A 20,293-nucleotide genomic window follows, 5' to 3' on the forward strand; every position below is an offset into this window, starting at 1 on the left:
CAACTATCGTGCGGCGCTCCGCGTCGCATGCCGTTTCTGGACGCTCCGCGTCCTCTTGACGACGCAGAGCGTCGTGAACTGCACTCCCACGCTGGAGCGTGTGGAACGAGAATCCCGACGATCGTGCCAACGCTACGTGCAGTAGAGCCCGTCCACTAAAAGTTGACGGTGGCCGACAATCTCGCCGTTCTGGGTGCGCCCATGAATAGGTAGTCGTCACCCAGATACTCCCCGGCATCACGCCAGTAGCGTTTGTCGAAGAGGTTGTCGACGGTCAGGCGCAGGACCGTGTCGTAGCCGCTGATTCGGGTGCTGTAACGGCTGCCGATGTTGAACAGTGTGTAGTCATTGACCTGCACGGAGCCTTCACGGTCAGCGTACTTGCTGGCGCTGTACTGCATCCCGCCGAGTAAGGCGAGCCCGGGCACCGGCAGGCTGTAGTCGGCTTGCAGGGTGCCACGGTATCTGGGCACGTTAAGGGCCTGATGATCGTCATAGGCCTCGGTGCCGCTGCCTTCGACCCGCGCCCGGATGGCCGCCGCACTGGCGGATATCTGCAGGCGGTCGGTCACCCAGCCACTCGCCCCCAGTTCCAGGCCGGTGTTCTTCTGCTCGCCCTGCTGGACGTAGGTAAACGTGCCGTCATCGTTGGGTCTGGAATACTGGTAGGCCTGGCGGGCCTGAAACACTGCTGCCGTCAGGCTTATACGCTGCCAGTCATACTTGATGCCGGCTTCCAGTTGCCGAGACACGGTGGGCGCAAGTATTTCACTGGCATTTGTGGTGAACCAGGCCGCCGTCCCGCCCAGCGACAGGCCCTTGCTGTAGCTGGTGTAGAGCGAAACGTTGTCCACCGGCTTGTAGATCAGCGCCGCCTGCGGTAGGAACACATAGCGCTCGGTGTGTCGCGCATCGCTGCCGTCCTCGTTGAACGCCTGTTCATCAAGCCGCACCCCGCGCCCGCCCAGCACGGTTTGCCAGTGCTCGTTGAAACTGATCCGGTCGGTGATGAACAGCCCGTACTGACGGCTGTCCAGACGGCGCTCGGTATGTGGCAGCGTCATAGGCGACGGTGCCACCGATTCAGGCGACTCGTTGATCGTGCCCGAGCCGACGAATTCATTGAAGGTCCCGCGCGTATCGACGGTGCGGCGGTAGGCGCTGGTGCCGAAGGTCAGCTCGTGCCCCAGTGATCCGGTAGTGAATGTACCGGACATGGCCGCTTCGACCTCATCATTACGCCGCGTGTCGTCCGGGCTGCGGAAGTCGTAGATGTCGTAGCCACCCTCGGCGCTGAAGTGGTTGGGCACCGCTTCGGCTGCGCAACTGGCCGAGCCGTAACAGCCCCATGCAAAGGCGCTGTAGTCATCAATGACCACGCGACTGCGCGACGCACTCAGGCTGCCCTTCCAGCTGTCGTTGAACCGGTATTCGAAACGCCCGTTCATGTTCAGCGAGTCGATGCCCACCGGGTTGGACCAGTTTTGATAGCCCAGCAGCTTGCGTGGCGAGGCGTCGTGAGGCAGCACCGTGCCGCCGAGCAATTGATAACCGGGCACCGAGCGCTGCTCTTTGCTCTGATACTCGATGTCGAGTTGCAGCAAGGCGCGCTCGCTGATGTTCCAGTCGAAGGCCAACGAGGCGAAATCACGCTGACCATCGGCGTGCTCGACGTACGAGCGAATGTCTTCATGGGCCAGGTTGGCGCGCAGCCCGAACTGCTGTTCGCTGCCGAACCAGCCGCCGACATCGGTCGCGAGGTAGCGCTCGCCGTGTTCGTTGGTAGATACCGTTACCGAGCGAACATCCTGCGCGCGCTTGGTCTGGTAGTTGATGACACCACCGGGCTCTGAAACGCCGCTCTGCAAGCCGGACAGCCCCTTGAGCAACTCGACCTGCTGCTTGTTCTCCAGCGCCACGTTCTGCTCGCCGGCAATGCTGCGGCCGTTGATGCGATAACTGTTGGCCGCGTTCAACGAGAAGCCGCGCACCACAAAGTTTTCGTAATAGCCTACCGGCGCATAGCCGTCGCCGACCGAGGCATCGTTGCGCAGCACGTCACTCAGCAGTTTTGCCTGACGGTCCTTGATCAGCGCTTCGCTGAACACTGAAACCGAGGCAGGCGTGTCCAGCAGCGAAGCCTGATCAAACCCGTAAATCGACGCCCGACCAGCTTTATAGTCGCTGGCACCTTCCTGTTCGCTGAACCCGGTCACGTTGACCGCGTCCAGAGTGAGCGGATCCGCAGCCATTAGCGGCGAGGCAACAGCCATGCCCAACGGTAACAATCGCCAGGCATGACGCATGGCAGGTCGGTAGGGCGTACTCATCGATCAGACTCCGCAAGGACAGGTGCCTGGACAGACGCGATGCACCTTCCGGCAGGGGGCCAACCTTTTACGTTCACTGCCGTTTTTTTTCAACCTTTACGTGACGGTCTGCCGGTAAACGAATGACGCGGAAAAACTCTACTTACGTATCAGGGGAAAGAAGCCACCGCAAAAAACGTAGCGCACCGGAATAATTAAGCGTGAATTAAGTAAGTGTGGCTAATCTGAATTCAACAAAACCGCTGAACCAATCAGCGTGTCACGAATCCATTGAAACAGATCAATCAGAAAGGAATACCCTATGAAACTTATGCCTGCCGTCTTCGCCGCTGTTGCCCTCACTGCTGTTGCAGGTGCCGCCCAGGCCGACGTTGGTCCCGATGAAGTGATCCGCCTTTACAAGTCTCAGGCATTGGGTGACTTTGAACAGTTCAACAAGCAGGCCGTTGCCAAGCACACAGGCTTCACGGTCCACGATACCGAGCTGGAAAAAGAACGCGACGGCCGCCTGGTCTATAAGATCGAACTGAAAGACGCCAAGGGTGTGGAATGGAACTACGACGTCGATGCCAAGACGGGCGAAGTGGTACGTGACGCAAAGGATAACTGATCCGACTGCACTAACAGTCATCGCACCGAGAAACAATAAGAAAACTCCCACTACATTGTGGGAGTTTTCTTTTCCAAAGGTTTAACAGGTTATTACTGAGCCAACCCGACTTTCAGTAACTTCCCCTTGTCTTCATCCGTCAACAAATACAAGTAACCGTCCGGCCCCTGACGCACATCGCGTATCCGCTGTTTCATGCCTTTCAACAGCCGTTCTTCATGAACGATCTTGTCGCCATCAAATTGCAGCCTGATCAATTCCTCAGTGGCCAGCGCGCCGATGAACAGATTGTGATCCCACGCCTTGAACAGGCTGTGGTCATAGAACGCCATACCGCTGATGCCCGGTGACACTTCCCAGACCTGAAACGGTACTTTTGTGCCTTCGACAAACTTGCCTTTGGCTTCCGGAATCGGCTCGCCCGAATAATTGATACCGTGGGTCGCAATCGGCCAGCCATAATTCTGGCCACGCTCGATGATGTTCAATTCATCGCCGCCCTTGGGCCCATGCTCGTTGGTCCACAACGTACCGGTCCACGGGTTGAGCGCTGCGCCCTGCTGGTTGCGATGGCCGTAGGACCAGATCTCGGGCCGGACGTTTTTCTGCCCGACAAAAGGGTTGTCTTTCGGCACGCTGCCATCCGGGTAGATACGTACGATCTTGCCTTGCAGCTTGTCCAGGTCTTGCGCAGTGGGACGATCGTTGTTCTCGCCCAGCGCGATAAACAGGTAACCGTCGCGATCGAATACCATCCGCGCGCCGAAGTGGTTGCCCACCGATAGTTTTGGTTGCTGACGGAAGATGACTTCAAAATCTTCCAGCCTGGTCAGGTCTTTGGATAGACGGCCTCGCCCTGCCGCAGTACCCGCAGTATCACCCTCGGCGGCGGTCTTGCCACTGCCTTCGGAGTAGGTCAGATACACCATGCGGTCCTTGGCGAAGTCCGGGGAAAGCACGACGTCGAGCAGACCACCCTGCTTTTTTGCCCAGACTTGCGGCACACCGGAAAGCGGCTCGGATAATTTGCCATCCGCCGACACGATACGCAGGTTGCCGGAACGCTCCGTCACCAGAATGCCCTGCTTGTCAGGCAGAAATGCCAGTGCCCATGGGTGATCCAGACCTTCGGCAACCGGGGTGACCGTGACGGTGCCTTGTTCGCTTTTGTAGGTTTCCGGGGCGGCGCCTGCCGTCAGCGGCAGGCTCAAAATGGCAGCGGTACACCATGTGGCGATCAGGGTTTTTCTAAGCATGAGCGTTTCCTTATGCATTGAGTCGACGTCCCGCGGTGAAACGGGCTCGCAGGGTTGAAGATTCAATTGGCGCGGCTGGGGTCGGTTGTCGGCGTAGAGGGACGCGGAGCATTCTGGCGCGTGGGGTAGCCGTTGCCGATACCGCCGTTCTCCAGCGTAGGCCTGCGCACAGGCGGCGCAATATTGGAGCCGGGCGCGCGGGGCGTGATTGACTCGGTGCCCTGACGGCTGTTGGGGTTGGAGCGCTTGATCGGGCTGTTATAGGGGTTGCTGCTGGCGCCGTTGTTGAGTGTGCTGTTTGGCAGTGTCTGCGCCTGAACAGCACCGATGCCACATGACGCGATCAGCACGCCCCCTACAAGATTGCGCAAAAAACTGTTCATCACTACCTCTTGGCAAAGGTGAAACTGCGGGGTAACCGTGAAGACTCAGGCCTTTGACGGCAGCCCAGGCCTCAGGTTCGACCCGACAGTGTCGATGAGCAAGCATAGCGGTGTGAGAGTTTGTAACAAGGATGTTCAAAGCGCATACCTTCAGCCATGCGCGACGCCACGCAGGCTCGGCCCTGGCGCAAGGCAAGGAAGCGCTGCGCCCAGGTCATGCAATCGCACGTCGTGTTTTACGGGCGTAACTACGCCGACTTCGCCGACTTCAAAGGCATGCTGAAGGTGAAGACAGTGCCCTGCTCTTGTGTCGAGCACACTTCAAGCGTACCGCCATGCGCCAGGGCTATCTCGCTGGCGATATAGAGCCCCAGGCCTAGCCCGGCTTGCGGCTCGTCGGTGATTGGCCGTGAGTAAGGCAGGAACAACTGCGAACGAACGGACTCGGGTATCGGCTCGCCCTGATTGGTAACGCTGAGCAGAAACAGATCACCGCGCACACCCGCCGTCACCTCGACCGGGCTTTGGGGATCACCGTGACTGATCGCGTTGGACACCAGATTGGACAGCAATTGCGCGATCCGCTCGTGGTCGCAGCGAATACGCTCCAGCGCCGTTATATCCGATCTGATCAGCCGGGACGGGTGAACGCGGCGTATCTCTGACACAACATGTTCAAGCGTTTCATCCAGCCCGTGCGCATCGTGCATGCTCAGCGGAATACCATGCCCCATGCGGCCACGGGCAAAGTCGAGCACGTCGTCGACCAGTTGCGAGGCGCGTTTGCCAGACGTCAGGATGTGTTGCACGACTTGCAGGGCCTTTTCATCCAGTGGCCGACGCAGCAGCAATTCGGCACTGGCATTGATGGCAAACAAAGGGTTGCGCAGGTCGTGCCCCAGAACGGCGATGAACTGCTCGCGCAGCTCTGCCACCTCACGCTCGGCCAGAAGGTCTTCACGCACTTGCTGCAGGTTTTCCTCGGCCTCGATCTGCAGTGCCAGAAGACGCGCAAACGACGCCATCATCGCCTCGATGGGTGTACCGGTCAGCTTGGCGGGCTTGGGGTCCAGCGCACAGATAGTGCCGAAAAAGGTGCCATTGGAGAGGAAGATCGGCACCGATATGTAGCTCTGGAAGTTGTATAAACGCGGCGTATGGTGCTCACAAAACAGCGGATCCTCAGCGACATGATCAATCACCACAGCCTTGTGGGAGCTGCGAATCTCGTGGCAGATTGTGCTGCTCAGTTCCAGCTCGCCGCCGGGTTTCAAACCAAAATCCAGCTTGTCCAGAACCGCGCAGGCCATCCAGGTACTTTCGGTGACACGCGCCACGGCGGCAAAACCCAGGCCGGTGGATTCGGTGATGACTTGCAGGATGGCCGGAACCGCGCTGATCCGGCTGATCTTGGCTACATCATTTGAAATGGATTGCCGCATGGAGAACCTGTATCAGCCTTGAGGTAATGGCGCAGCGTTTAGTTTAGGTCTGTAACGATCGTTGTGCACCCGTGAATACGCCACGTTGGCCGAAGAAACCTGGCCGTACGCTCATTCACGCAGGAGGGCGCGGGAAGGCTACGGTGAACGTCGTACCCTCCTCAGCCGAAGAGCGAACCGTCACCTCACCCAGATGGGCTCGAACGATCTCGCGAACGATGAACAGGCCGAGCCCGACTGTGCGGGTTTCGTCACTGTCACTGACCACCCGTACGACGGGTTCGTACAGGTCGTCCACTTTCTCCATGGGTATCGGTTCGCCGACGTTGTGCACCGACAGCTTGATCAGCCAGGTATCGAAGGACGACGTGATCAAAACCTCGCTGCCGTCCGTGCCATAGTTGATGGCGTTGCTCACCAGATTGCCAAGCATTTGCAGCAGACGATCCGGATCCGCCGAGCACGCACCCTGCCCCTCGCTGCGATGCGTCAGCACTCTGTGCGGGAAAACCTGGCGCAGCTCTTCGACGCCCCGGGCGACAACCGCGTGCAGATCGATAGCCTGAGGCACCACGGCAATACCGCTGCCGACGCGGGCATGGGTAAAATCCAGCAGATCCACAATCATGCGGTCAGCCCGGTCAGTGGAGTGATGGATGTGCCCGAGGATTCGTTCTTGGCGAGACTCCAGTTGCGTGCGCTCCAGCAGCCCGGCCGCCATTTTGATCGCCGCCAGCGGGTTGCGCAGGTCGTGGCTGACGATGCCAATCATCTGCTCGGCAAAAATGGCCCGTATTTCCGCCTCGGCGTGAGCCAGACGCAGGCGATTGCGTGCCGAGGTAAGTTCTGTCTGAACAGCCATTTGTTGCTGCAACAGCTCTTCGGCGATCTTGCGCGCGGCAAGCAGTTCGCGTTCGTACTTGTTGCGCTCCTCGGCCATGAACACGGCCACTTCATGCAAAACCCCGGTCGGATGCTCGCGGCGCACGGCATTGAGCATCATGGGGATGGCGCGGCCATCGGCATGAATCAATTCGACCTTGACCTCGGCAATTGACCCCTGAGTTTGCAAGAGCGGTGCCCAGTGGGTTTGCAGGAAGACTTTGCCTGCCAGATTCAACAGGTCCTGAAAGCGGCGACCCAGAACAGCTTCACGCCCAAGGCCCAGCCAACGGCAGAACGTCAGGTTGGCACGCTCAATGGTGCCATTGGGCAAGGTAACCAACAGACCGCAGGCCGCATGTTCGTACAGGTCTTCTGTCACTGGCAGACTCACCTGTTCAACCGTCATGTGCAGCGCTCTCGTAAGACGCCAGAAACTGATTCATGGCGGTTATGCATTCCTGCGGCGCGCTCATGTGCGGGTAATGCCCCACGTTGTCGATCATGTGCAGGGTGCTGTCGGCAATGACACGGTGCAGGTACTCGCCAACCTGCACCGGCACCACCAGATCGTCACTGCTTTGCATGATCAGCGTCTTGCTTTTGAGTTTCGCGACATCGGCACGATGGTCGGAAAGGAAGGTCACGCGGGCAAACTGCCTGGCGATCTCGGCGTTGGTACGACAGAAGCTGCTGGCGAGTTCTTCACCCAGTTCAGGCCGGTCAGAGGCCCCCATGAGTGTCGGTGCCATGGTGCTCGACCAGCCCAGGTAATTGCTTTCCAGCGTCTCAAGCAACGAGTCGACATCGGCGCGAGTGAAGCCGCCCACGTAATCACCGTCGTTGAGGTAATGGGGCGATGGACCCACCATGATATGACCGGCGAACCGGCCGGGCGACTGAAGCTCGGCAAGCACTGCAATCATGCAACTGACCGAATGACCGACATGCACAACCGGGCCGTTTCCGGCGAACTCGTCGACCAGTTCCAGCAAGTCGCTTGCGTAGCCCTTGAGCGACGCATATTTGTGCGGGTACCAGGCCGATACGTCAGAGTCTCCGCTGCCAACCAGGTCGAACAGCACAACCTTGAAGCGTTCGGCAAAGTGCGGAGCCATGAAGCGCCACATGTGCTGATCGCAGCCGAATCCATGAGCAAAAATCAGGGTGGTCGGTCCGTCGCCCACGATATTGACGTTATTGCGCTGTTGGACCGACATATCGGGCTCCGAAAATAATCAGGCACACGGCCTGTTGTGCATACCGTAATGATGATGAGAGGAGATTATCACCGTTAAAGGCACACTAGTGGCACAAACAGCACTTTAAGTCCGGGGCGGAAGAAGATTATTGATCGATGATCAGGATCGGGCCATTGAGGCCTGAGCGTCGGCTAAGCGCGCTGCCTCGCAGGCTGAGGATGTGTGACGCAGAACGTCACCAAAGGCATGTCAACGCAGAGCATTGGCACGGCAGGCAAGTATCGCGATGACTATTGTGTCAATTGCACTGGCACGAGCCCGTTCTCGGGCTCATGACCTGGAGGTTTAACCCCCCCTTACTCGCCGATATCTTCGTTCCACAACTCAGGCTTGCTGGCGATGAAGCCCTGCATCATGTGCTTGCAATCCTGGTTATCAAGCACCTCGATCTGCACGCCACGCGAGCGTAGCAGTTCCTCCTCGCCCATGAACGACTGGTTCTCGCCGACGATCACCTTGCGAATGCCGTAAAGCAGGATAGCTCCGCTGCACATCGCACAAGGAGACAGCGTGGTATAGAGCACCGCATCACGGTATACGCTGGCCGGTTGGCGGCCGGCGTTTTCGAGAGCATCCATTTCGCCGTGCTTGGTTGCACTGCCCTCTTGCACACGGCGGTTATGCCCCCGACCAATGATCTTGCCATCGTGAACAATGACCGAACCGATGGGGATTCCACCTTCCTTCAGCCCTAGTTGTGCCTCATCGATTGCAGCCTGCATGAATGCGTCCATGGTTTTGCCTCATATCATCGAATGGATGTCAGCGTTGCAGTGCTGCCTGAGCGTTGCCCAGCGCACGACTTACGAATTGTCCCAGCAGCTCCGAGGACCGGGCTTTCATGTCGGCGCTGACCTGGGTGTTTCTGGCTCTGAATCTGCTCACCAGGGAAGGCGAGTCCTCGCCCTGATTGAGCGAGCGCAATTCCTCGGCCGTAAATGAATGGGCATAGGCCGCTGCCAGATTGCGGTCCCATTGCGCTTGATACTCAGGTTGCAGGCGCTGCAACTCTTTTTGCACCAGTTCCTGAGCTTCGGTCTTGCCAATTGCCTGCACGATACCGGCAAACGTCGCTGTGCGCGAGGCGACCTGATAACCCAGCCAGGCCAGACCTTCGCCCAGATTTCGCTGTTCCACCAACGCCAGCGCCATGTCATCCGCTTCTTCGGCGTTGACCGGGTGCATCGCGTCCAGGCACAGGCAAGCCATAAGCGCCAGACAGGTCTGCCACGCACCTCGCGAGCCCTGGATGTGATCAGCCATGGCTCCTCCTGAGCATGAATTGACTGAGCCCTGAACTTAACAGCTCGGCAGGGCTTTACCACCCGGCACGTCGTATACCGGCCATTGATGACGTTATCAGCTATGCCACGTCCATGATCCTTGCAGCGCAACGGTCAAAGGCTGTGACTGACTTTGGCGGCAACATCGGCTGGCAACCAGGCTTTCCAGACCTCGGGGTGCTGCTTGAGGAACCTGGCGGCGGCGACGCTGGGGTCCTCATGTTTGTCACTCATTTCACCCAGTGTCCGGTTGAGCAGATCAATCGGAAAATCGACGTTTTTGAAGACACTCACCAGCTCAGGGTATTGCTTGCTGAATTCTGCCGACACACCGATAGACAGCGTCGCCGCCAGCGAAGAAGTGCCACGCGGGTTGGGGTTGCTGGCATCGGTCAGGGTTTTCCAGGCTTCTGCATCGAAAGCGGGCTCTTCCAGCTTGATCAGCTTGTACTTGCCCAGCAAGGGTGTGGGTGACCAGTAATAGAACAGCACTGGCTTGCCACGGCGGATGGCCGATGCGACTTCAGCGTCCAGCGCTGCGCCCGAGCCGGTGCGAAAGTTGACGAAGCTGTCTGTCAAGCCATAAGCCTTGAGCTTCTGGGTGTTGACGATCTCCGAGGTCCAGCCGCTCGGGCTGTTCAGAAAACGGCCCTTGTCGGGCGATTCAGGGTCTTTGAAAACGTCCTTGTAGCGCGCCAGGTCAGCGACAGACTTCAGATCGGGCGCTACTGGTTTGATGCCTTTGGCGGCATCGCCCTTGATTACGTACTCAGGCACCCACCAGCCTTCAGTCGCGCCTTTGACGATGTTGCCCAGGCCGAGCACCTTACCGTCAGCTTCAGCCTTGACCCACACCGGGCTGCGTCCTGTCCACTCTTCAGCGATCACCTGAATGTCATTTTTCGCCAGCGCAGTTTCCAGACTGACGGTGCTGCCGGGCAAGGTATCAGTACGGTAGCCATAGCCTTTCTCGACGATGGTACGCAGCACCTCGGTGATCAGGCTGCCACTTTCCCAGGTGAGCGCACCGAACTGGATAGGCGCGTTTTTTTCAGCCGCCCCTGCTGTCTGCCCAAGCAGCCCCAGCGCCAGAAGTGAACAGCCCAACAGTCGTGTTATCGATTTCATGCTCACCTCAAATGGCGCGGGAAAAAACGGGTCTGAACCTATCGACAGCAGCCCGTAGCGATTAGTTGTGACGGCTTTAGCCTCTGTATGATGCGAAGCCCACGTTCCGAGCCCGTCCGCGATGTCTGAAATCCGCTTTTACCCGTTACCCGATGCGTGCCGCCCGCTGTTGGGCAAGTTTTACCGTGAGCACCAGTCGTCAATGCGCGCGGCCAGCAAGGGGCAGGCGTGGGTGGCAAAGGAGGCAGAAATCATCGGCGCCTTGTGCCTGACGCCCGTCGCTGAGGGGCATTGGCTGACCGGGCTGTTCGTGGCGCCCTCCATGCGCGGGAAAACAGTGGCGCGAAGCTTGATCGACGCAGCGCTGCAGCCGCTGAACGGGCCGGTGTGGCTGTTCTGCCATCCGGATTTGCTGGGGTTTTACCAGCTCGCCGGGTTTGAGACAGCACAACGTCTGCCACACACCCTTGGCGAGAAATTCATGCGCTACAGCCGCAGCAAACCGCTGATTGCGCTTTGTCGGGAAGCCTGACGGTTTTGCAGAGCGGTTAGACGATCATTCATCGGCATTGGGGTCCATGTCCGGGAACATTACGTCCATGAAGCCGAACTTGCTGAAGTCGGTAATGCGCGACGGGTAGAGACGACCAATCAGATGGTCGCACTCATGCTGCACGACCCGCGCATGAAACCCATGGGCAACACGCTCGATCGGCTGGCCATCAGGGTCGAAACCTTCATAGCGAATGCTCTGGTAACGATTCACCATACCCCGTAACCCCGGCACCGACAGACACCCTTCCCAACCTTCTTCCAGGCTCGGGTTCAACGGGGTAATCAGCGGGTTAAGCAGGATGGTCTGAGGGACAGCCTCGGCCTGAGGGTAGCGCTCACTGCGCTCGAAACCGAAAATGACCAGTTGCAGATCAATGCCGATCTGCGGTGCGGCAAGGCCCACACCGCCCACGCTGTGCATGGTCTCGAACATGTCGGCAATCAGCGTATTGAGTTCGCTGCTGCCGAACATGTCTGCGGGCACCGGAGGGGCGATGCGCAACAGGCGCTCATCGCCCATTTTCAGGATGCTACGGATCATGGCTGCGTTGTTCCTTGCCTAAAAAGCAATCTTGCCACAGAACGCGATCAGGTTTCGTCAGCCTTCTGCAGTGGCACCGAGTGATCGCGGCCCAGACCGGAAACATGCTGTTTGCCTGTTTCGCTGCTTTCCTCGCCCAGCCCGTCGCCTGCTTCCTTCTCGCCTGCGTCCTTGCCTTCGGCGGACATATGCTCGATCACCGCATTCATTTCAGCCCCAAGCAACAGCACGGCAGCCGAAATGTAAAAGTACAGCAGCAGGACAATGATCGCGCCGATACTGCCGTACATGGCGTTGTAATCGGCAAAGGTCTTGACGTAAAAACCGAAGGCCAGTGAAGCAACGATCCATACCACCACCGCCAGCACCGAACCTGGGGTAATAAAGCGAAACTCCTGTTTGACGTCAGGCATCACGTAATAGATCAACGCCACCGCAACCATCAGCAGAATGATGATCGCCGGCCAGCGCAGGATGGTCCACAGCGTCACGATGAAGTCTTCCATGCCGATCTGGGCTGCAATCCAGTTCATCACTTGCGGCCCCAGTACCATGAAAGCCGCTGCCGCGAGCAACATGCCGGCAATGCCTACGGTGTACAGGATCGAAAGCGGGAGGCGCTTCCAGATAGGCCGCCCTTCGACCACGTCGTATGCAGCGTTCATGGCACTCATCATCAGGCGCACACCCGCCGAGGCGGTCCATAGCGCGATCACGATACCGATGGACAGCAAGCCACCCTTGGACTGTTGCAACTGGTCGATGACCGGGTTGACCTGCTCGAGCGCCTGGGGCGGCAGGAGGAATTCCGATTGCAGCCGCAACCAGGAAAAAAAGTCCGGCAGGTGCAGAAAGCCGATCAATGCGATCAGAAACAACAGAAACGGAAACAGAGAGAACAGCATCTGATAAGCCAGTGCCGAAGCATAGGTCGACATCTCGTCGTCGAGGAACTCGTTGACGGTGCGCAACAGCACTTTACCAACTGGCAGTTGACGCAAATGGGGGAAAATCATGGCGCTTCCTCTCGCTCCCTTACTGGAAAACCTCACATCCTGAAAACCGGTACTTCATGCATGCAGTGTCCCGCATGTGGCGCTGAGATGCGAATACCGATGGCACATTGACTGGACAGGTCGTGAAAGGTTTCAGTCCCGCAGAGCAGAAAGCATAACGGCCATCCGTGGATGGCCGTTATCAGTCTTGCCTGATCCCGGCATGAAAGCGCCGGGACCACTCGACTCAAGCCTTGTCCACGCCCTTCTTGATCGCGTCCTTGGCTTTACCTTTGGCTTGCTGGCCTTCGCCTTTCAGCTCTTGCGCCTTGCCTTCAGCCCGCAGTTTGGTGTTGTCGGTAGCCTTGCCAACAGCCTGCTTGACGTTACCAACTGCTTCGTTGGCCATACCTTTGGCTTTATCGCTGGTGCTGCTCATCGTGAATCTCCTGGGTCTGAAGACCGCGCTGGAATCGGATGTCGTACTCGACAAAACGGTTGACCTGCGCCTGTTGCGAAGAGTTTCAACTATTTTCTGGCCGGCTGATGCCGCTCGTCTGCCATTTGCAATGGCGCGCTTTTCGCCCGCCGACGGCGAGTTTGCATCGAAGTTTGTGCGAGAATGCGCGCCACTGTTGTCCGGCAGGGCCGACACGCTGAACAAACCGATTCACAGGAACGTTATGAAACTTGATAAAAAGCTGGCCATTGCACGCAGAAACCAGGACCTGGGCGGCGCGGTGCTCGGCGTCAATAACACGCACTTCGCCGTGCTGGACCGAAAAAGAAACATCTGGTGGTTCGACCTGCCTGTACCGCGCCTGCAAGTTGGTCAGTACGAATGGCTGCACTTGCTGCTGCACACACCTGAAACCGACCAGTTGCTGCACCTGAAAGTGACCACGGTATTCATGCGTGATCACATGGAAGGCCTTGAAGTGCGCAATGCGGACAAACGCAAGCCGACCGTCAGTCTGGAGCTGAGCGCCGACAAGGATTCATTCCTCAAGGACATGCGCCCCAAGGGCAGCAACCTGGGTTTTGCCGCCTTCTTGCAAAAATAGCTGCACCAGCAGTCGCCACGTTCCCGCACGGCTCGGGATGAAAGTTGCCAATCGGCAACCTCATCCCGGCCTGCCGCTTCACGTAAACCGACGCACCGCCAGATACCCCGCCGTCCCGGCCAATGCCGATACCACCGTGCCCCACGCAAGGTCCACCAGCGCCAGTTGCGCAGGCCAGCCCTGCAAGGTGGCCCAGTTGGTCAGGTCATAAGTGCCGTAGGCAACCAGCCCCAGCAGGCCACTGAACAAGGTCGCACGGCTCAGTCGCTGCTCCCTGACCGCGGGCATTACGCCGAAAACCACAACGCCTGCCCCGTAGAGCAGATAGAACGCTATTGCAGGTCCTGCCACGGGCGTGGCAAGCATCAGCGGCCCGAGCCATTCACGGTAGGTCGGCCCCATGAGCACGCCCAGCCACAACCCGTCGAGGATCAGAAACGCCAGTAACGTGCCGAGGTAAGCGGTGAGTATTCTTTTCATGGGACGTCCTTGATGAAATTCCGGGCCCGGGCGATATATCAGACCAGGTCGATACGGTCAGCGTGAATCACGATCTGCCCCTGTTTGTACAACGCACCGATAGCTTTCTTGAAGTTACCTTTGCTGACCCCAAACAGGCCGCTGATGACCTGCGGATCGCTTTTGTCGCTGACTGGCAATGTACCGTTGTTCTCACGCAGCTTTGAGAGAATTTTCGAATTCAGGCTGCTCGCTGCTTCTGCGCCCACCGGCTGCAGGCTCAGGCTGATATTGCCGTCGGCACGGATTTCCTTGATGTAGCCCTTTTCCTGCTTGCCGGCGCGCATGAACTTGAACACTTCGTTCTTGTGAATCAAGCCCCAATGCTTGTTGTTGATAATCGCCTTGAAACCCATATCGGTCGCTTCGGCGACCAGCAGGTCAACCTCCTGGCCGACGCTGTAACTGGCCGGGGTTTTGTCCAGATAGCGATCCAGGCGCGCGGTGGCGGTGATGCGCCGCGTGTGCTTATCGAGGTAAACATGAACCACACAGTATTCACCGGCCTGCAAGGTACGCTTCTCTTCGGAGTACGGCAGCAACAGGTCCTTGGGCAGGCCCCAGTCGAGGAACACGCCGATGCTGTTGACTTCAACCACCTTGAGGCTGGCAAACTCACCGACCTGCACTTTGGGTTTTTCAGTGGTGGCGATCAGCTTGTCTTCGCTGTCCAGATAGATGAACACATTGAGCCAGTCTTCATCTTCAGTAGGAATATCCTTGGGGATGTACCGATTGGGCAGAAGGATTTCACCATCCTGCGCACCGTCCAGATACAGACCGAAGTTCGTGTGCTTGACGATTTGCAAGCTGTTGTAGCGCCCGATTAAAGCCATTTCCAGATACCCTCATTGCGTGGGCGGCATTCTACCCGACTTTAACGCCGGGTTCGCGCCGCGTGGCAGAAGGTGCCGACATGGCTTCCACTCGTCAGTTTCCCCGATCGATACGGCTTGACACGCTCGGGCAGCACAAAGGCTACCAGCCAGAAACTTGCCTTTTAAAACAGAGCGTTAGATTTAAACCACGCGGAGTCCAGGCAGCTCCGCCAAACGGCCGACCTCGGGCGAATGCCATATTTGCCAAGCAATAATCAAGCGTTTCCTGTACTCTGGCTGGCCGTATTACGTTTATGAAGGTAAATGGCAGCCATGCGTATCAAAGCATCCCACTCGAAAGCCAAACCCGCCCCAGCCGTTGAAACGAGCGATTCGATCAACGCGCAGATTGCAGCTTTCCTGAAGTCCGGCGGTGAAATCCAGCAAATTGCCAAAGGCGTGAGTGGCCAGACCTTCGCACCTTCCAAGCAGATCAATCTCGGTAAAAAGTAAAACCGCGCCCTGCCTGTCGATCTCTATGCGCCTTGACGCTCAAGGCGCTAGATTGACGATCCTCCGCTGGATATTCTTCCGGTCACGCTGCTACTCTCTCCTCTGATATCACTATGACCACGAGCTGGATCACGCTCTGGACGTTATCTCCTTTGTGGAATGCTCGAATGAAGAACTGGATGCTTTTCGGCGCACTTGTCTATCTTGGCGGCTGCGCATCGCACCACTGCGAAAACGGTCCCAATGACAGCCAGCTAACCGACAGCCCATGCCGGGCGGGGCATCTGCTTTATCAGAACGACATGCTCCAGGCCAAGTTGCTGATCAGCGAAGACGACCGCGAAAACTACGAACTGGCCGAAGCCATGTTGCGCCGTGCCGCACTTGACGACGCATCAGGCGAAGCCGAGTTCTATCAGGCCGTACTGTTGATCCGCCAGCAGGCCGATCAAAAACAGATTATCGAGCTGCTGCAGACTGCGGCAAAACACAAGCATCCACTGGCCATCGCCCTGCTCTCGCAACAGCTGAGCGTCAGCGACCCGAAGCTTGCTGAACGTTACCAGGCCGAGTACTCCCAACTGGACGTCGCCAAGAGCGGCTACCCGTCGTTTCAACAGGCTTTGGTAGTGATTCGCGGCCTGGTCATCCCCTCGGCGCGCACCACTGCGGCTAACTGACACACAACGGATCGACGAACGGTGCGCCCTCGGCCAATTTCAACGGTATCCTTGCGAGGCTCTAGCTCGCGGCTTGTGTCGGCTCTTGAGCCATTTTCGATACGCCATCCCTGACCACACTCCTCGCAGATCAAGGAGTGAGCCATGCTCAGCCATCGCTTACATGTGCTGTCTTTCAGCGCCATGCTTGTCTGTCAGTCCGTCTCTGCCCAGGTTCTGGAGCGGGACTTGGGCGATTTCGACCTGAAACTGGCAACTACGCCCACGCGCAGCATGGCGCAAGGCCTGGTGACGCCGAGCGGCGGCTCGGGCTCCTTTCATGGCGGGCTGGACCTGACCCACGAGAGCGGCTTCTACTTCGGCCAGTGGGCACCTAACATGGGTTTTGCTTCCGATTCCGGGATGGAACTCGACTCCTACATGGGCTTCAAGAAACCCTTCGATAATACTCTGGGCTACGAACTGGGGATGATTCGTTACAGTTACCCCGATACCAGCCAGATCGACAGTCACGAGTTCTACGCCGGACTGCGCATGCGAAACAGCCGCATCGGCGCAGCATTCAGTAACGATGTCGGCACACGCGACAGCACGGTATTTGTCGACCTGGGGGCTATCGAGCAACTGGGTGTGGGCGTGCGCATGCAGTACGCCAATCATCAGTTTGATACCCCGCAATCTTCCGCCGACGGCGGGTTGATCAACGGTTTCAACGACTGGTCGCTGAACCTGTCACGCCCCTGGCTGGGCATTGACATGAACCTCATCTACAGCGGCTCAAGCCTGAGCGGCGGCGATTGCAGTGTCTACAGCGGCCACAACGCTCGCTGTGAAGGGACGTTTACGCTCAAAGCGGTGCGCTCGTTCTTTTAAAGGCTCAAACCGGTTGAACTGCCAGACGCTACACTCCTCTACTGCACGTCAGTACGCCAAGGAGTTGTCATGCAGTCTTTATTCAAAGCCCTCATCACCCTGTTGATGACCGTTGCGCTGCTTGCAGGATGCAATCAGGTTGGACTGGCGTATCGCAATCTCGACGTCATCATCCCGTGGACGCTCAGCGACTACCTGGACATGAACTCGGAACAGAAAAGCTGGCTGGATGTGCGGCTCAAGCAACACTTGAGCTGGCATTGCAGTACCCAGTTGCCGGAGTATCTGACCTGGCTGGACAAGCTTGAGGACATGGTCAAAACCGACCAGGTGACGTACGAGGGGCTGGAGGCCCGCACTCGCGAAGCCAAAGAGGCGATAGCGAAAATATCGAAGGAAATTACCCCGTCTGCTGTGGAATTGCTCTCGCGCTTTGATGACAAGCAAGTGCAGGAGATGCAGGAGTCGTTCGCCAAGGATCAGCGCAAACGTGAAAACAAATACCTTGAGCAACCACTGGAACGCCAGGTTGCCGAGCGCGCCGACCGCATGCAAAAACGCCTGACGCCGTGGATCGGCAAGCTGAATCAGGCGCAGAAAGATCGAATTCAGGCCTGGTCCGCCTCGCTTGGCGAGCAAAACAAGGCGTGGATTGAAAACCGTACTCGCTGGCAGAACCTGTTTCTGGCTACTGTGCAACAGCGTCAGGCCAGCGATTTCCCGCAGCGCATCGCCGCACTGTTGCAAGACCGTGAGACCTTCTGGACGCCCGAATATCGCAAGGCCTATGACCAGACCGAGAAAGCGGCGATATCGCTGATTGTCGACGTTACCGCCATGAGCACACCGGAACAGCGTGCAAAACTGCTGAGCCGCATCGCCGACATGCGCAAGGACTTCACTGATCTGGATTGCCTGAAGTCACAACAGTGATCCGATAGCACTCCCACCATCGCGCCCACGCCCTCCTGCTATCGTGCCCATGCTCCGCGTGGGCATGCCTTTCCGGACGCTCTGCGTCCTGTCTTGATTGCGCGATACGGCGCAAAATCGTGACGCGGAGCGTCACCCAAGGCATTCCCACACGGGAGCGTGAGGAACGATCAGCAGCTAACGCGCCCATGCTCTGCGCCCAGACATGCGTGTGCGGTGCAAAATCGTGACGCGGAGCGTCACCCTGGGCACTCCCACGCGAGAGCGTGCGGAACGATAGCCATCTCACCACAACTATCGTGCGACGCTCCGCGTCGCATGCCGTTCGGGACGCTCTGCGTCCGGTGTTGAATCGGCACGCAGAGCATCTCGGGTATCAGGCAATCTGTGGCTTTTTAGCGATGGTGTCGAAGAGCGCGGGGTCAAGCGGGTCGCCTGCCTGCTCATTCAGTACCTGCCGTGGGTGATCATTTCCCGGAATGCTGCTGTCGATCAAAGAAAGCAGGCTTGCGCCGCGCTTCGTCAGCATGTAACTCGAGCCATCACCGCCCTCCTCGCCAGGACGAGGTTCGACGAAGCCGCGATTAAGCAGTGTCTCAAACTCAGTGGCTGTCGATTTGGTGCCGTCGTTCTGCACTTCGTGCAACAAACGCTCGATAAGGTCCCAGTTGTAAGTCATTTTTCTAAACCTCCGTCCAGCATGGATTGATCGCCCATGGCATCCAGCCACAGGCATACGACTCAGAAAATGTGACCTGCGGGGTTTGTCGCGGTTCAGAGAAGCTGCCGGAAGGTATAACGGGGGCTGTCTGCACGGGTCAGACTGAGGAGAAGCTGACCGCTCCCGCCTGCGCGGGAGCGATCATGGCAATCACTCGGCAGCCGGGGCCGGGGTGCTGCGTTTTTTCAGCGGCGCCATGCCGTCCTGGCTGACCAGATCGGACTTGGGACGGTTGACCGTCTTGCGCTTGGTCGGCCCCTTGGCCGCTGTCTTTTTCTTGTCGCCCTTGGCGTCAGTCTTTTTCTTCTTCACGCCTACAGCCTTGCCCGATGCCTTGACCTTCTTCGGCCCGCCGTAGGTGCCTTTGACTTCCTTGATGACACGACGCTCAAAGCTCTGCTTGAGGTAGCGCTCGACGCTCGACATCAGGTTCCAGTCGCCATGACAGATCAGCGAGATCGCCAGACCGTCGCTACCCGCACGGCCTGTACGGCCGACGCGGTGGACGTAATCGTCACCGCTGCGCGGCATGTCGAAGTTGATCACCATGTCCAGACCTTCAACATCAAGACCGCGAGCCGCCACATCGGTCGCGACCATGATCTTGGCACCGCCCTGCTTCAGACGGTCGATGGCTGCCTTGCGGTCCTTCTGGTCCTTGTCGCCGTGCAGTACGAACGCTTTATATTCCAGTGCAACCAGACGGCCGTACAACCGATCGGCCATCGCCTTGGTATTGGTGAAGATAATGGCTTTCTGGTAAGTCTCGTTGGCCAGCAGCCAGTTGAGGACCTGCTCTTTGTGCACATTGTGGTCGGCGGTGATGATCTGGTGGCGTGTGCCGGAAGCCAGCTCACTGACGCTGTTCACTTGCAGATGCTGCGGATCCTTGAGCACCTTGCCGATCATTTCCCGCAGGCCGGCACCACCGGTAGTTGCGGAGAACAGCATGGTCTGCTCGCGACCTGCACATTCGCCAGCCAGACGCTCGACATCTTCAGAGAAGCCCATGTCCAGCATGCGGTCGGCTTCGTCCAGCACCAGCACTTCAACGTGCTTGAGGTCGAGGTTGCCAGCGTTCAGCTGCTCCAGCAGACGCCCCGGCGTGCCGATCAGAATGTCCGGCACCTTGCGCAGCATGGCGGCCTGAACCTTGAAGTCCTCGCCACCAGTGATCAAACCGGCCTTGACGAAAGTGAACTGCGAGAAGCGCTCGACTTCCTTGAGCGTCTGCTGAGCCAGCTCACGGGTAGGAAGCAGGATCACCGCACGGATATCGACACGGACCTTGGCCGGGCCGATCAGGCGGTTGAGGATCGGCAGCACAAATGCCGCGGTCTTGCCGCTACCGGTTTGCGCAGTCACCCGCAGGTCGCGCCCTTGCAGTGCGAGCGGAATGGCGGCCGCCTGCACAGGCGTAGGCTCGACAAATTTAAGCTCGGCCACAGCTTTAAGCAGGCGTTCGTGCAGGGCGAATTCGGAAAACACGGGTGCTACCTCGACGA

At 58.2% G+C, this 20,293-nt stretch carries 23 protein-coding genes; 7 read left to right on the forward strand and 16 right to left on the reverse strand.

The annotated features are described in order from the left end of the window. Positions 1-155: 155 nt before the first annotated feature. The gene (locus RYC17_RS15300) at positions 156-2,330 is read right to left on the reverse strand and encodes a TonB-dependent siderophore receptor (RefSeq protein WP_058400141.1); all 2,175 of its coding nucleotides are present in this window, start codon (positions 2,328-2,330) and stop codon (positions 156-158) included. A 301-nt stretch (positions 2,331-2,631) separates the two neighbouring features. On the opposite strand from RYC17_RS15300, the gene RYC17_RS15305 reads away from it, so the two are divergent. Further along, entirely contained in the window at positions 2,632-2,940 is a 309-nt protein-coding gene (locus tag RYC17_RS15305; RefSeq protein WP_004657615.1) for a PepSY domain-containing protein, read from the forward strand. Positions 2,941-3,032: 92 nt separating this feature from the next. Here the strand turns inward: RYC17_RS15305 and RYC17_RS15310 are convergent, their stop codons facing one another. From RYC17_RS15310 to RYC17_RS15345, 8 genes are all read right to left on the reverse strand, one after another. Then, a complete protein-coding gene (locus RYC17_RS15310; RefSeq protein ID WP_058400140.1) occupies positions 3,033-4,196 on the reverse strand; it encodes a PQQ-dependent sugar dehydrogenase in 1,164 nt (387 codons plus the stop codon). Positions 4,197-4,258: 62 nt separating this feature from the next. Further along, positions 4,259-4,579 carry a hypothetical protein gene (locus RYC17_RS15315; RefSeq protein WP_058400139.1) on the reverse strand — a complete coding sequence of 107 codons (321 nt, stop codon included), beginning with the start codon at positions 4,577-4,579 and terminating at the stop codon, positions 4,259-4,261. 248 nt (positions 4,580-4,827) lie between these two features. Next, complete coding sequence (locus RYC17_RS15320) at positions 4,828-6,021, reverse strand: GAF domain-containing sensor histidine kinase (protein WP_058400138.1); 1,194 nt, start codon at positions 6,019-6,021, stop codon at positions 4,828-4,830. Between the two features lie 115 nt (positions 6,022-6,136). After that, positions 6,137-7,312, reverse strand: coding sequence for a PAS domain-containing sensor histidine kinase (locus tag RYC17_RS15325; protein WP_316890854.1), 1,176 nt, complete (start codon positions 7,310-7,312; stop codon positions 6,137-6,139). After that, on the reverse strand, positions 7,302-8,123 hold the full coding sequence (locus RYC17_RS15330; RefSeq protein ID WP_058400136.1) for an alpha/beta fold hydrolase: 822 nt from the start codon (positions 8,121-8,123) through the stop codon (positions 7,302-7,304). Before RYC17_RS15330 ends, RYC17_RS15325 begins: the two co-directional genes overlap by 11 nt. A gap of 338 nt (positions 8,124-8,461) precedes the next feature. After that, positions 8,462-8,899: a nucleoside deaminase gene (locus tag RYC17_RS15335; RefSeq protein ID WP_058408494.1), complete on the reverse strand. Its 438-nt coding sequence runs from the start codon at positions 8,897-8,899 to the stop codon at positions 8,462-8,464. A 28-nt stretch (positions 8,900-8,927) separates the two neighbouring features. Then, complete coding sequence (locus RYC17_RS15340; RefSeq protein WP_058400134.1) at positions 8,928-9,428, reverse strand: hypothetical protein; 501 nt, start codon at positions 9,426-9,428, stop codon at positions 8,928-8,930. Between the two features lie 134 nt (positions 9,429-9,562). Continuing rightward, on the reverse strand, positions 9,563-10,576 hold the full coding sequence (locus RYC17_RS15345; RefSeq protein WP_058408495.1) for an ABC transporter substrate-binding protein: 1,014 nt from the start codon (positions 10,574-10,576) through the stop codon (positions 9,563-9,565). A 121-nt stretch (positions 10,577-10,697) separates the two neighbouring features. Here RYC17_RS15345 and RYC17_RS15350 point away from each other — a divergent pair, with 121 nt between their 5' ends. Beyond that, positions 10,698-11,108: a GNAT family N-acetyltransferase gene (locus tag RYC17_RS15350; RefSeq protein WP_316903645.1), complete on the forward strand. Its 411-nt coding sequence runs from the start codon at positions 10,698-10,700 to the stop codon at positions 11,106-11,108. A 24-nt stretch (positions 11,109-11,132) separates the two neighbouring features. Here the strand turns inward: RYC17_RS15350 and def are convergent, their stop codons facing one another. The 3 genes from def to RYC17_RS15365 all read right to left on the reverse strand — a co-directional run bounded on the left by def (position 11,133) and on the right by RYC17_RS15365 (position 13,106). Then, entirely contained in the window at positions 11,133-11,672 is a 540-nt protein-coding gene (gene def, locus RYC17_RS15355; RefSeq protein WP_058400131.1) for a peptide deformylase, read from the reverse strand. A 47-nt stretch (positions 11,673-11,719) separates the two neighbouring features. After that, a complete protein-coding gene (locus tag RYC17_RS15360; protein ID WP_058400130.1) occupies positions 11,720-12,688 on the reverse strand; it encodes a YihY/virulence factor BrkB family protein in 969 nt (322 codons plus the stop codon). Positions 12,689-12,914: 226 nt separating this feature from the next. Beyond that, positions 12,915-13,106, reverse strand: coding sequence for a CsbD family protein (locus RYC17_RS15365; protein ID WP_002554399.1), 192 nt, complete (start codon positions 13,104-13,106; stop codon positions 12,915-12,917). A 244-nt stretch (positions 13,107-13,350) separates the two neighbouring features. Here RYC17_RS15365 and RYC17_RS15370 point away from each other — a divergent pair, with 244 nt between their 5' ends. After that, entirely contained in the window at positions 13,351-13,731 is a 381-nt protein-coding gene (locus RYC17_RS15370) for a hypothetical protein (protein ID WP_058400191.1), read from the forward strand. 78 nt (positions 13,732-13,809) lie between these two features. Here RYC17_RS15370 and RYC17_RS15375 read toward each other — a convergent pair whose 3' ends face one another. Next, positions 13,810-14,211: a DUF2177 family protein gene (locus tag RYC17_RS15375; protein ID WP_058400129.1), complete on the reverse strand. Its 402-nt coding sequence runs from the start codon at positions 14,209-14,211 to the stop codon at positions 13,810-13,812. Positions 14,212-14,249: 38 nt separating this feature from the next. Next, a complete protein-coding gene (locus RYC17_RS15380; RefSeq protein WP_002554402.1) occupies positions 14,250-15,086 on the reverse strand; it encodes a S1 RNA-binding domain-containing protein in 837 nt (278 codons plus the stop codon). Positions 15,087-15,392: 306 nt separating this feature from the next. Between RYC17_RS15380 and RYC17_RS15385 the strand changes: the two genes are divergently transcribed. From RYC17_RS15385 to RYC17_RS15400, 4 genes are all read left to right on the forward strand, one after another. After that, positions 15,393-15,581, forward strand: coding sequence for a hypothetical protein (locus RYC17_RS15385; protein ID WP_002554403.1), 189 nt, complete (start codon positions 15,393-15,395; stop codon positions 15,579-15,581). Positions 15,582-15,748: 167 nt separating this feature from the next. Then, positions 15,749-16,261, forward strand: coding sequence for a hypothetical protein (locus RYC17_RS15390; RefSeq protein WP_004657591.1), 513 nt, complete (start codon positions 15,749-15,751; stop codon positions 16,259-16,261). 144 nt (positions 16,262-16,405) lie between these two features. Further along, positions 16,406-17,134 carry a TorF family putative porin gene (locus tag RYC17_RS15395; protein WP_005734007.1) on the forward strand — a complete coding sequence of 243 codons (729 nt, stop codon included), beginning with the start codon at positions 16,406-16,408 and terminating at the stop codon, positions 17,132-17,134. Positions 17,135-17,203: 69 nt separating this feature from the next. Then, a complete protein-coding gene (locus tag RYC17_RS15400; protein WP_002554406.1) occupies positions 17,204-18,067 on the forward strand; it encodes a DUF6279 family lipoprotein in 864 nt (287 codons plus the stop codon). A gap of 376 nt (positions 18,068-18,443) precedes the next feature. On the opposite strand, the gene RYC17_RS15405 is transcribed toward RYC17_RS15400, so the two are convergent. Then, positions 18,444-18,746, reverse strand: coding sequence for a hypothetical protein (locus tag RYC17_RS15405; RefSeq protein ID WP_058400127.1), 303 nt, complete (start codon positions 18,744-18,746; stop codon positions 18,444-18,446). Positions 18,747-18,938: 192 nt separating this feature from the next. Then, positions 18,939-20,276: a DEAD/DEAH box helicase gene (locus RYC17_RS15410; RefSeq protein ID WP_002554408.1), complete on the reverse strand. Its 1,338-nt coding sequence runs from the start codon at positions 20,274-20,276 to the stop codon at positions 18,939-18,941. Between the last annotated feature and the right edge of the window lie 17 nt (positions 20,277-20,293).

Source organism: Pseudomonas syringae group sp. J248-6, from assembly GCF_032586995.1.
Classification (GTDB): Bacteria; Pseudomonadota; Gammaproteobacteria; order Pseudomonadales; family Pseudomonadaceae; genus Aquipseudomonas; species Aquipseudomonas amygdali.